At 73.5% G+C, this 12027-nt stretch carries 11 protein-coding genes and 1 pseudogene; 10 read left to right on the top strand and 2 right to left on the bottom strand.

Features of this window, described 5'->3' with window-relative positions; all coding sequences use genetic code 11:
- The first annotated feature begins 9 nt into the window (after positions 1-9).
- The 7 genes and pseudogenes from BL253_RS05950 to manB all read left to right on the top strand — a co-directional run bounded on the left by BL253_RS05950 (position 10) and on the right by manB (position 7198).
- Positions 10-1068 (top strand): class I SAM-dependent methyltransferase, encoded by a 1059-nt coding sequence (locus tag BL253_RS05950; protein WP_081438042.1) that lies wholly within the window; start codon positions 10-12, stop codon positions 1066-1068.
- 125 nt (positions 1069-1193) lie between these two features.
- Positions 1194-1901, top strand: coding sequence for a class I SAM-dependent methyltransferase (locus tag BL253_RS05945; RefSeq protein WP_076814279.1), 708 nt, complete (start codon positions 1194-1196; stop codon positions 1899-1901).
- Complete coding sequence (locus BL253_RS40140) at positions 1898-2203, top strand: hypothetical protein (RefSeq protein WP_076814277.1); 306 nt, start codon at positions 1898-1900, stop codon at positions 2201-2203. Before BL253_RS05945 ends, BL253_RS40140 begins: the two co-directional genes overlap by 4 nt.
- 15 nt (positions 2204-2218) lie before the next feature.
- Positions 2219-3464 (top strand): annotated as a pseudogene (locus BL253_RS05935) (glycosyltransferase family 4 protein).
- Positions 3465-3642: 178 nt separating this feature from the next.
- On the top strand, positions 3643-4773 hold the full coding sequence (locus BL253_RS05930) for a glycosyltransferase family 4 protein (protein ID WP_076814276.1): 1131 nt from the start codon (positions 3643-3645) through the stop codon (positions 4771-4773).
- 140 nt (positions 4774-4913) lie between these two features.
- Positions 4914-5828 carry a glycosyltransferase gene (locus BL253_RS05925; protein ID WP_076814275.1) on the top strand — a complete coding sequence of 305 codons (915 nt, stop codon included), beginning with the start codon at positions 4914-4916 and terminating at the stop codon, positions 5826-5828.
- 308 nt (positions 5829-6136) lie between these two features.
- Positions 6137-7198, top strand: coding sequence for a mannose-1-phosphate guanylyltransferase (manB, locus tag BL253_RS05920; protein ID WP_241834564.1), 1062 nt, complete (start codon positions 6137-6139; stop codon positions 7196-7198).
- Positions 7199-7251: 53 nt separating this feature from the next.
- Here manB and BL253_RS05915 read toward each other — a convergent pair whose 3' ends face one another.
- Complete coding sequence (locus BL253_RS05915) at positions 7252-7752, bottom strand: nitroreductase family deazaflavin-dependent oxidoreductase (RefSeq protein WP_076814271.1); 501 nt, start codon at positions 7750-7752, stop codon at positions 7252-7254.
- Between the two features lie 207 nt (positions 7753-7959).
- On the opposite strand from BL253_RS05915, the gene cofD reads away from it, so the two are divergent.
- From cofD to BL253_RS05900, 3 genes are read left to right on the top strand one after another with little or no spacing between them, the layout of a single operon-like run.
- Positions 7960-8934 (top strand): 2-phospho-L-lactate transferase, encoded by a 975-nt coding sequence (gene cofD / locus BL253_RS05910; RefSeq protein ID WP_076814269.1) that lies wholly within the window; start codon positions 7960-7962, stop codon positions 8932-8934.
- Entirely contained in the window at positions 8927-10291 is a 1365-nt protein-coding gene (locus BL253_RS05905; RefSeq protein ID WP_241834563.1) for a coenzyme F420-0:L-glutamate ligase, read from the top strand. Before cofD ends, BL253_RS05905 begins: the two co-directional genes overlap by 8 nt.
- Positions 10292-10317: 26 nt before the next feature.
- Positions 10318-11115: a DUF3105 domain-containing protein gene (locus BL253_RS05900; RefSeq protein WP_076814267.1), complete on the top strand. Its 798-nt coding sequence runs from the start codon at positions 10318-10320 to the stop codon at positions 11113-11115.
- Positions 11116-11202: 87 nt separating this feature from the next.
- On the opposite strand, the gene BL253_RS05895 is transcribed toward BL253_RS05900, so the two are convergent.
- Complete coding sequence (locus tag BL253_RS05895) at positions 11203-11739, bottom strand: TetR/AcrR family transcriptional regulator (protein WP_076814266.1); 537 nt, start codon at positions 11737-11739, stop codon at positions 11203-11205.
- Positions 11740-12027 lie beyond the last annotated feature (288 nt).

Raw genomic sequence — 12027 nt, 5'->3', positions numbered from 1 at the left:
TCACGCACTGTGAGAGCGACGACACGCACTGCGCCGATACGTCAGACGAGATCCCGCCGAACGAGGGCACGTCGCACCGAGGCGCGCGGGCGCCAGCTGCGCTACTCCGAGATCGAGCCCCGATCGCTCGACGAGTTCACCCGCCGCCGCAAGGCCCGCAAGCTGATCGCGGTGCTGGCGCACTTCCTCGGCCGTGACCAGACCGTGCCGCGGGCGTTCGCCGGGCTGCGGGTGCTCGACGTGGGCTGCTCCGCCGGCTTCATCTGCGACGAGCTCGCCGCCGCCGGCGCCGAGGTGACCGGCGTCGACATCGACATCGCCGGCCTGCGCCGCGCCAGGGCACGGTTCGCCAGGCGTGCCCGGTTCGTCCAGGCTGACGGGCTCTCCCTGCCGCTGGCGGACGGCGCCGTCGACGTGGTCGTCGCGAACCACATCTACGAGCACGTCGCCGACGCCGACGCGCTCGCCGCCGAGGTACGCCGCGTCCTCGCGCCGGACGGCGTCGCCTACCTGGGCCTCGGCAACCGGCTGGGCGTCATGGAGCCACACCACGGCCTGCCGCTGCTGTCCTGGCTGCCCCCGAGGCTGGCTGACAGGTACCTGCGGGCCACCGGCCGCGGCGAGCACTACTACGAGCGCTACCGCACGCGCGCCGGCCTGCGCCGGATGCTCGCGGCCACCGGGCTGCGGGCCTGGGACTACACGGTGCCGGTCCTGCTCGCGCCCGAGGCCTTCCACGCCGAGGCCGACGTGCCGCGCCTGMCGCCGCTGCCGGGCCCGCTGCGCCGCCTGCCCCTGCCGGGAACGCTGGTGGGCCGGCTGCCGGTGACCGCGCGGGCGTGGGTCGCGCGCGCCGCGCTGCCGCTCGCCCCGACCTACCTGTGGGTCGCCACGCCGAGCCCGCGCCGCCCCGCGGGCCCGCCGCTGCCCATCCCGCCGAGCCTGGTCGGCGCCGCCTTCCCGACCGACTGGCTGTTCAGGGACCTGAGGCCCGGCTGGACCCTCGGCGCCGCGGCGACCGACCGCCAGTCCGTGGAGACCCCGGGGACAGGCTGGCACCGGAGATGAGATCCACCGTGGACCGCCGCACGGCCTCGCGACAGGCACCACGACACGCATGGGTGGGGTTGGTCGCCGACTCGCCGGAATGACCCGGCACGTGCGCCGGTGGGGGCGAAGGGCAGACTGGAGCCATGAGTTCGCTGCGCGACGACGCCTTGGCGTACTTCGGGCACCAGGTGCACGTGATGCGCCGCCGGGAGGTCTCCACCCTGCTGCGCTGGGCCGGCGACCTGCGCGGGYGCACCCTGCTCGACGTCGCCGGCGGCGACGGTTACTGGGCCGGCCAGGCCATCCGACGCGGCGCGCGGGCCGTCTGCCTGGACCTCGCGCGGCGCAAGCTCGAGTTCGGCGGGCGGCTACGCGGCCATCCGGGGCTGATCGAGGGCGACGCGCTCGCGCTGCCGTTCGCCGACGGCTCCTTCGACGTCGTCATGTCCGTCTGCGCGATCGAGCACTTCGACGACGGCGCCGCCGCGCTCGCCGAGATGGCCCGGGTGCTGCGCCCCGGCGGCGATCTCGTGATGTCCGCTGACGCGCTGACCAGGGCCGAACGCTGGCCGGCGATGCTCGCGCGGCACCGGGAGCGCTACCACGTCAAGCACACCTATCCGGCGGACGTGCTGTCCAAGCTGCTGGACGCCGCCGGCCTGGACGTCGTCAACCAGACGCATATGTTCCGTTCCGAGCGAGCCGAGCGGTTCTACCTGACGCTGTCGAGCAAGGGTGGCCGGGCCGGCTGGAACGCCGCGGCCCCGCTGTCCCCGCTGGTCGCGTGGGACGACCGGCGCAGCTCCGACGACGGCGGCAGCGTGGTGCTCACGCACGCCCGCCGCCGGTGAAGACGCAGCGGGCACTGGCCGTCCTGCTCACCGTGGGGCTGTTCGGCCTGGTGATCTTTGGTATGGGAGCCCTGTTCGCGTTGTTCGACCACCGCGTCTGGGGCTACGTCGCCGGCGCCGTCGCCTGCGTGGTGATGGTCGGCGCCGCCATCAACGGCTCCCGTCGGTCCGAGGGCACCGGCGGGTCTGGTCGGTCCTCCGGACGCGCCGGCGGGCCCGGACGCGCCGGCGGGCCCGGACGCGCCGGCGGGCCCGGACGGCCGGGGGGAACCGGCCGGCCGGGCCGCTCCGGGCGTCGCTGAGAGGGGGCCGGACCCGTGCGGGTGGGTTTCCTGGTCGAACAGATGCTCGCGCCGGTGCCGGGCGGCACCGGCCGTTACACGGCCGAGCTGGCCGCCGCGCTGGCACGCACCGCCGCCCCGGGCGACGGCGTCATCAGCTGGTGCGCGCTGCGTCCCGAACACCGGCCTACGGGCCTGCCCGCGCGTCTCGGCGGTGCCGCCGTCGGCCGGCTCACCGGCGGTCGGATCCCCGGTGCGCAGGCGGTGCCGACGGTCGACGCGGCGATTCCCGGCGTGCTCGGCCCGTTGCGGTTCCCGCTGGGGCGCAGAGCGCTGGCGGCGGCCTGGGGACGGGGTGTCGGTCCGGCGCCGACCGGTGTCGACGTCGTGCACGCCCCGACGCTGCTGCTGCCGCCGAGGCGGAACGGCGCGGCGCTCGTGGTCACGATCCACGACGCCGTCCCCTGGACCCACCCCCGCACGCTCACGCCGCACGGCGCCCGCTGGCACCAGGAGATGGGCCAGCGCGCGGCCCGTACCGCCGACGCGATCGTCGTTCCCACCCTCGCCGTCGCCGAGGACCTGCGCCCCTTCCTGCGGGTGCCCGACGGCCGGATGCACGTCATCGGCGAGGGCGCCGMCGACGCGGTCCTGCGCCTCGGCCCGGATGCCGACGGGCGGGCGCGCCGGCTCGGCCTGCCGGACGGTGGCTACCTGCTGACGTTGGCCACCCTGGAGCCGCGCAAGGGCCTGGAGGTGGCGCTCGCGGCCCTGGGGATGCTCACCGGCCCCGCGGCCCGGCTACCGCTGTTGCATGTCGGACAGTCAGGCTGGGGCGGGCTGGACGCGGACGTGGAGGCTTCGAAGCTCGGTGTGCCGGCAGGGCGGTTCCGCTCGCTCGGCCGGATCGACGACGCCGACCTCGCAGTGGTGCTGTCGCGCGCCACCGTGCTGGTCATGCCGTCGCGGTCCGAGGGCTTCGGCCTGCCCGTCCTCGAGGCGATGGCGCACGGGGTGCCGGTCGTCATCTCGGACGTGCCCGCGCTCGTCGAGGTCGCGGGCCCGGCGGGGATCGTCGTGCCGGTCGACGACCCGCGGGCGCTCGCCGCCGCGGTGATCCGGATCGCCGTCGATTTCGCGCTGCGCGCGCGGCTGTCGGACTTCGGACGCGAGCGGGCTCGGCACTTTAACTGGATTGAGGCAGCGCGGGCGAGCTGGGCCCTCTACCGTCGAGTCAGCGGTTCCCCCGGCCATGTCCGTCGCCGCTGACGGGCGGGCGTAGTGTTGCCCCGGTCGCATGCACCGTCCAAGAATTCGAGGGACATCCCTCGGCATGGGCGGCGCGGACGGCGGTAGAAGTGGGCTGACGGGGCGTGATGAGGTGCTGCGCGCTCCCCAGAGATCTGACCCGATTCGGACAGACGAGAGACAGGCAAGCACGTCTCGGTGGAGGGAGCGCCGTGGGACCCCGGGTGCTCGTCGACGCCACCTCGGTTCCAGCGGACCGTGGCGGTGTCGGGCGCTATGTCGATGGGCTGGTAGCGGCTCTTGGCGCGGCCGGCGCCGATCTGGCGCTGGTGTGTCAACGGTCGGACGAAGAAAGATACAGCCGGATGGCACCAGACGCCACCGTTCTGTCCGGGCCCGCCGCCATCGCGCACCGGCCGGCTCGGCTCGCCTGGGAACAGACCGGCCTCCCGCTGGTGGCCGAGCAGGTCGCCGCGGACGTGATCCACTCGCCGCACTACACGATGCCGCTGCGCGCGCAGCGGCCGGTGTGCGTGACGATCCACGACGTCACGTTCTTCACCGAGCCGGAGATGCACACCGCCGTCAAGGGGACGTTCTTCCGCTCGGCGATGCGCACCGCGGTCCGCAAGGCCGACCGGATCATCGTGCCGTCCAAGGCCACCCGTGACGAGCTGGTCCGCGTCCTCGACGGCGAGTCGACCACGACCGACGTCGCCTACCACGGCGTCGACACGGCTACCTTCCACCCGCCGACGGACGAGGACAAGCACCGGGTGCGCATGCGCCTCGGCCTCGGCGGCCGCCGCTACGTCGCCTTCCTCGGCATGCTCGAGCCGCGCAAGAACGTGCCGAACCTCGTCCGCGCCTGGGCCGAGGCCGTGCACTGGCGCGACGAGCCGCCGGCCCTGGTGCTCGCGGGCGGCTCCGGCTGGGACGACGAGGTGGACGCCGCCATCGCCGCCGTGCCGAGCCACCTGCGTGTGCTGCGGCCCGGCTACCTGCGCTTCTCCGACCTGCCCGGGTACCTGGGCGGCTCGGAGCTGGTCGCGTACCCGTCGCACGGCGAGGGGTTCGGCCTGCCGGTGCTGGAGGCGATGGCCTGTGGCGCCCCGGTGCTCACCACCCCCCGGCTCTCGCTGCCGGAGGTCGGCGGCGACGCGGTCGCGTACACCCAGCCCGACGTCGACTCGATCGCCCGTGAGCTGGGCGCGCTGCTCGACGACGCCGACCGGCGAGCCCAGCTCGCCGCCGCCGGCCTCGCCCGCGCCCGCGAGTTCACCTGGGCGGCCTGCGCCGACGCCCACCTGACCAGCTACGCCCGCGCCGCCGCGGACGCCTGAGGCTGGCTTTGGCCCTGGGCGCCAGTCGTCGGAATCCGGTGGGCCCTCCCGGCGCCTGGGCGCTGACCCAGGCGGTCGGTGGGGAGCCGGGCGCGCTAACGTCGTTCCGGCGGGGTGGCAGATCAGGAAGAGGCTTGTAAGTGAGCGCTGAGCCGGAGATTCGGGTCGTCGTTGTGACCTTCCGGTCCGGTGAGGTCATTGGCGCCTTCCTGGACACGTTGGCGAAGGCGACGGCGCGTAGCTACGAGGTCGTCGTCGTCGACAACTCGCCCGAGCTGGACGAGGCCACCGCCGCGGCCGCCAGGCGGCCCGAGGCGCGGCTGGTCCGGCCGGGCCGCAACCTCGGCTACGGCGCCGCCGCGAACCGCGGCGCCGCTGGCGCCCGCGGGGACTGGATCGTCGTCGCCAACGCGGACATCTCGTTCACTCCCGGCTCACTGGACGAGCTGGTCGACGCCGCCGCCCGCTGGCCGCGCGGTGGCGCGTTCGGCCCGGGCATCGTCAACCCGGACGGCGCGCTCTATCCCTCCGCGCGTGACCTGCCCTCGCTCGGCCGTGGCGCCGGGCACGCGCTGTTCGGCTGGTTCTGGCCGACGAACCCGTGGACGGCCTCCTACCGGCGTGAGCGCGGCGCCCCGAAGGAGATGACCACCGGCTGGCTGTCCGGCTCGGTCCAGCTGCTGCGCCGGGAGGCGTTCGAGGCGGTCGCCGGCTTCGACGAGTCGTACTTCATGTTCATGGAGGACGTGGATCTCGACCGCCGGCTCGGGCTCGCCGGCTGGAGCAGCGTCTACGTRCCGAGCGCGGTCGTCGAGCACCTGGGCGGGCATTCCACGACGCGCTCGTCGCGCCGGATGGTCGTCGCCCACCACCGCAGCATGGTGCGCTACCTGTGCCGCCAGTACTCAGGGCCGGCGTACCTGCCGTTGCGGGTGCTGCTCACGCTGGGGCTGGGCGCTCGGCTCGTGCTCGCGCTGACGTTCGCGAARGACAGCGCCGGCGCCCGGGCCACCCGTTCCGCCGAGCTGCTGGCCACCAGTACCCGCCCACGCTGACCCGCGGGTGGCGCCCCGCGCCGTGGGACGGCGTGGAGGCCCTTTCGTGGTTTCTTGACGGATTGGCCAGTTCCCGTCGTACGGGTCTTCCAGGGGCGGCCCCGGAGTTCAGGCGATCTCCGCCCTGTTGTCCGAGCGTGGTCAGGAAGAGTCTTCTGGTGATGATGGTCCGGACCCCGGGTTCGTGCTGTGGGTGGTAAACCGCATACGGCTACGGGGTTTCGTTTTGAGGGCGATCGGGTCCACTTGGACGGGCGGCCTCATCCCCCCGCTGGGAGTCTGGAAAACTGGCGGCCATGGACGCAGTGATGCTGGTGGGGGGCAAGGGCACCCGGCTTCGGCCGTTGACGATGTCTGCCCCCAAGCCGATGCTTCCGGTCGCCGGGGTGCCCGTCACCGCCCACATGCTCGCCCGCGCGCGCGACGCCGGGATCGACCGCGTCGTGCTCGCCACGTCGTACAAGGCCGAGGTCTTCGAGGAGTACTTCGGCGACGGGTCGGCGCACGGCCTGGAGCTGGCGTACGTGACCGAGACCGAGCCGCTGGGTACCGGCGGAGCGATCCGCAACGTCGCCGGCTTCCTGCACGGTGGCCCGGACGACCCGGTGGTCATCTTCAACGGTGACATCCTGTCCGGGCTCGACATCCGGGCGCTCGTCGCCCGGCACACCGACAGCGGCGCCGCGGTCACCCTGCACCTCACCGAGGTGGAGGACCCGCGTGCGTTCGGCGTCGTGCCGACCGACGAGCACGGCCGGGTGACGGAGTTCCTGGAGAAGACCCCCGAGCCGCCGACCAACCTGATCAACGCCGGCTGCTACGTGTTCCGCCGCTCGGTGATCGACGACATCCCCGCTGGACGGCCGGTGTCGGTCGAACGGGAGACCTTCCCCGGCCTGCTTACGGCCGGGGTGCCGATCATGGCCTACCCGGACAGCACCTACTGGCTGGACCTGGGCACCCCGGCCGCCTTCGTCCGCGGCTCACGCGACCTGGTGCAGGGCCGGATCGCGTCCTCTGCCCTGCCCGGGCCGGTCGGCGAGGCGCTGGTGCTGGCCGGGGCGACCGTCGCCGCCGACGCGAAGCTGTGCGGGGGCGCCACCATCGGCGCGGGCGCCACGGTGGGCGGCGGGGCGACCGTGGACGGCGCGGTGCTCTTCGACGGCGCGACCGTCGGCGGCGGCGCGGTGGTCCGCGACTCGGTGGTCGGCCGGGACGCGGTGATCGGTGACGGCGTCGTGCTGGACGGCGTCGTCGTCGGCGACGGCGCCCGCATCGAGCCGGGCAACGAGCTGCGCGCCGGCGTGCGGGTCTTCCCCGGCAGCGTCCTGCCGCCCGGCTGCGTCCGCTTCAGCTCCGACCAGGCCTAAGGAGAAGGGCGGGTAGGCGCTCAGCGCCCGCCCATCGCGGCGACGTCCAGGATCTAGCGGGGGTCGAGGCGGAAGACGCGCAGCACGCGGCCGCCGTCGAGCGTGGGGTCGTTCATCTTCGCGTAGGCCGCGTAACCGGGCCAGAAGGTGGTCAGCCGGGGCCAGATCTCGTCCCGCTCGGCACCGTCGACGAGCCGGGCCCGCAGCTCGCGCCGCTTCCCTCGGTGCGTCACGGCGACGTCCGGGTGGGCCAGCAGGTTCGCCGTCCAGGCGGGATGGCCCGACCGGCCGTAGTTGCTGCCGACCAGCCAGTAGCCCTCACCGTCGGGCATGGTCGCCAGCGGTGTGCGCCGCGGCTGGCCGGTGCGGGCGCCGGTGTGCTCCAGCATCACCATCGGCAGCATCATCTGCCCGATCATCAACCGCCCGCCGCTGACCTTGTGCAGCGCCCGGTCGAGCGGGGGCACGATCGACGGTCCGAACCGCTGAAACATCGGATGCAGTGAGAACCGCTGCGCAAGCCGCCCTGCCCGGGTCTCGGGCCCGATCTTCATAGCGCGAATCGTAACGACTCGGGTCCGTCTGGCGACCGGCCAACGGCCCGCCCCGCCAGTCGGCCTCGGGACAGGCACCACATGCGGGACCGGGGCGCCTCGCCACGCCCGCCAGCGGGCCACGATTCGATGATCGACCGCCTTGGGGGACACGGCTCGGCGTACAGCGGCGGCTCCCGTTGTCGGCCGGTACTAGCCTTTCGAGACGTGAAGGTGACGGCTCTGGCTGGTGGCATCGGCGGCGCGCGGTTCCTGCGCGGGGTGCGGGCGGCGCTCGCGGACGCGGAAGTGACCGTCGTCGGCAACACCGGCGACGACATCATCCTGCATCGACTGAACATCAGCCCCGATCTCGACACGGTGATGTACACCCTCGGCGGGGGCATCTCCGCCGAACGGGGCTGGGGCCGTGAGGACGAGACCTTCACCGTGCGGGCCGAGCTCGCCGAGTACGGCGTCGGCCCCGCCTGGTTCGGCCTCGGCGACCGGGACCTCGCCACCCATCTGGTCCGCACCCAGATGCTGGCCGCCGGCTTCTCGCTCTCCGACGTCACCGCGGCGCTCTGCCAGCGCTGGCGGCCCGGCGTCCGACTGATCCCCATGAGCGATGACCGGGTGGAGACGCACGTCGTCATCTCCGACGAGGCGGGCCGGCGGGCCATCCACTTCCAGGAGTGGTGGCTGCGGCTGCGCGCCGAGGTGCCGGCCGAGGCGATCGTCTCGGTGGGGGCCGCGGACGCGAAGCCGGCGCCCGGCGTGCTCGACGCGCTGGCCGAGGCGGACGTCGTGCTGCTGCCGCCGTCGAACCCCGTGGTCTCGATCGGTGCGATCCTGTCGGTGCCCGGCATCCGGGACGCGCTGCGGGAGACGCCGGCTCCGGTCGTCGGGGTGTCGCCGATCATCGGTGGAAGCCCCGTGCGCGGGATGGCGGACGCCTGCCTGCGCGCGATCGGCGTCGAGACGTCCGCCGAGGCCGTCGGCCGGCACTACGGAGCCCGCCGGGCCGGCGAGGGCGCCCCACCCGGCTCCGCCGAGGGCCTGCTCGACGGCTGGCTGGTCGACACGGTCGACGCCGGCGTGACCGTGCCGGGGATGCGGGTGGCGGCGCACCCGCTGCTCATGAGCGACCTGGACGCGACGGTCGCGATCGTGCGCGCCGCCCTGGAGCTGGCCGGTGTCTGACGAAACGGTGGGCGCGGTGTCCCGAGCCGGGGCCGTCGACCCGGAGCGGGGCGAACTGCGGATCATCCCGGTGCCGGGCATCGGCGAGATCCGCCCCGGTGACGACCTGGCGGAGGCGATCGCCACCGCGGCGGCCGCCGCCGGGATCGTTCTCGTCGACGGCGACGTGCTCGTCGTCACGTCCAAGATCGTCTCCAAGGCGGAGGGGCGGATCGTCCGGGTGACGGGTGACCGCGAGGCCGCCCGGCTCGCCGCTGTGGAGGCCGAGACCGTCCGCGACGTCGCCAGCCGCGGGTCCACGAGGATCGTCGAGACCAGCCACGGCTTCGTGCTGGCCGCGGCCGGCGTGGACGCCTCCAACATCGCCAAGGACAGCCTCGCCCTGCTGCCGCTCGACTCCGACGAGAGCGCGCGACGGCTGCGCGCCGGGCTCACCGCCCGCCTCGGCGCCGAGGTGGCCGTCGTCGTGAGTGACACCGCCGGCCGGCCCTGGCGGCGCGGCGTCGTCGACCAGGCGATCGGGCTGGCCGGGATGGCGGCGCTGCGCAGCCACATCGGCGACGTCGACGGCTACGGCAACGAACTCGGGATGACCGAGGTAGCCGAGGCTGACCAGCTCGCCGCGGCGGCGGAACTGGTCAAGGGCAAGCTCACCGGCACCCCGGTCGCGCTGGTGCGCGGCTTCGCGGCCGTGGCGGACGACGGGCGGGGTGTACGGGCGGTCGTTCGGCCGCCGGCCGAGGACCTGTTCCGCCTCGGCACCCTCGAGGCCCGGCGGGCGGCGCTGGCCGAGCGGCGCACGGTCCGGGCGTTCACCGACTCCCCGGTCGACCCGGCGGCGATCGAGCGGGCCGTCGCGGCGGCCGTGACGGCCCCGGCGCCGCACCACACCACGCCGTGGCGGTTCGTCGTCGTGACCGAGCGGCGGGCCGAGCTGCTCGCCGAGATGCGGGCCGCCTGGGCCGACGACCTGCGCCGCGACGGCTTCGACGAGGAGGCCGTCATCCGGCGGCTGCGGCGCGGGGACGTGCTGGCCGCCGCCCCGGTGCTGGTGGTGCCCCTGGTCACGGACGACGGCGCGCACGCCTACCCGGACGCCCGCCGCGCCGGGGCGGAGGAGCGGATGTTCACCGTCGCGGGCGGCGCCGGGGTGCAGAACTTCCTGGTGGCGTTGGCGACGGAGGGGCTCGGCTCGGCCTGGGTGTCGAGCACGATCTTCTGCGCGGACGTGGTTCGCCGGGTGCTGGACCTGCCGGCGGGGTGGTCTCCGCTCGGCRCCGTGGCCGTCGGCCACCCGGCCGCGCGGGCGGCTCCCCGGGCGCCGCGCGACACTGGAACCTTCCTCCTCCACCGCTGACATTTGACAGTTCGTAGGATTCGACCGTGGCTAAGAAGACCGCCGAGCGCAACGCCCGCCTTGAGGCGCTGCGCCGCGAGCAGAAGCGTAAGGAACGCCGGCGCGCCATCCTCATCTACGGCACGGCCGGCACCCTCGCGGTGGTGCTGCTTGCCGTGGTCCTCATCCTCACGATCTCGAGCAACCACAAGGCGGCGGCGTCCCACAAGGTGGGCTACGTCGCCGCACCGACCGCGGCGGCGACGGCCGCCAACTGCACGGGCGTGCTCAACCAGGCCCAGCAGGGCCAGACCCATGTGAAGCCCAACGAGACGGTCAACTACAAGCAGACTCCGCCGTCGTCCGGCAACCACGACGGCGACCCGCTGCCGGACGCGATCCGCTTCTACAACCCGGACTCCGGCATCCGCATCGAGCGGGCGGTGCACAACATGGAGCACGGCTTCGTGATCGGCTGGTACGACACCAAGCTGCCGAAAGACCAGATCACCCAGCTGAAGAACATCGCGGCCGCCGCCGGCAGCAAGTTCATCGCGGTCCCGTGGACCCGGTCGGACTTCGCCGACAACCGGCACTTCGTGCTCACCGCCTGGGACCGCACCCAGCGCTGCGGCACGGTCTCCTCGGACGCCGTCTTCGAGTTCGTGAAGAAGTACGCCGTCCCAGGGCTGGAAGGCGCCACCTGGGACTCACCGACGGCGCCCGAGTCCGGTGCGTCCGGCGGCACGCTCGACGTCACCGAGAACGGCCCGATCTCCCCTCTCGACGGCGCCAACACCAGCATCCCATCGGGGTCACCGACGACAGGCGGCACCAGCCCGTGACCTAGACGCTCCCGCGACTGTCAGAAGCGCCCCGCGATCCGACCTGGTCGCGGGGCGCTTCTGTTCGCGCCAACCGGGACAGGTCCGCTATGCGGCGAGCGCGGCGAGCAGGTAGCGGACCAGGGAGCTGGTCGGGCGGGTGGGTGCCGGGTTGGCGAGGCCGCCCTCGATCGTCGCGACGACGGCGTCGGCGGCGGTCTCCCGGTCCGGTGCCGGTACCAGATGGGTGACGGCGGCCAGCGCCAGTCCGTGCAGCCATTCGTGCAGCCGCTCGTGGTACTCCATCACCGGCGGCGCGTGCGGTGCCCRCTCGGCGACGCACGGGTGCAGGGTGCGGCGGCGCTCGACCGAGTCCAGCGCGGCGAACAGGCGGTCGGACGGCTCGCCCGGAAGCTCACCGACACGGTCGATCTCCCCGTCGAGCAGCCGGTTGAGCACCGCCGCGAACGCGTGGTCCTTCGTACGGAAATACCAGTACACGGAGCCCGGCTCGATGCCGGCGGCACGCGCGATCTCCGCCACCGATGTTCCGGCGAAGCCACGGGCGAGGAACTGTTCCTCAGCGACCGCGAGGAGCGCATCTATCCGTTCCTCGCGTGGGACCTCCTGGCGGTTTCGTGGCACCCGATCAGGGTAACGACAAGCGGCCTGGGCAGAGGCCGTATATGGAGGAGTGCCGCGTGCCTGTCCGTCCGGGCCTRCTCGAACAAACGTGGACGCTGGGGGTTGGCCGTGGGCGAAGGCTGGCGRCTCGGCCGGATTGGGCCAGTTGGAGAGCTTTGCCATTGCCGTCACAACCTCTTGATTCTTCTCCAAGAGACCTGTGAGAGTGGAGCTGAATCCAACAGTCATGTCGGCGCGGCTCCACCGATCTCCACTGGAACGATCCAGCCCAGTGCCTGCCAGGGGCCC

This window comes from Pseudofrankia asymbiotica (genome assembly GCF_001983105.1).
GTDB classification, from domain to species: domain Bacteria; phylum Actinomycetota; class Actinomycetes; order Frankiales; family Frankiaceae; genus Pseudofrankia; species Pseudofrankia asymbiotica.
The sequence above is the reverse complement of the archived record's forward strand: the minus strand, read 5'-3'. Positions and strand labels throughout refer to the sequence as shown.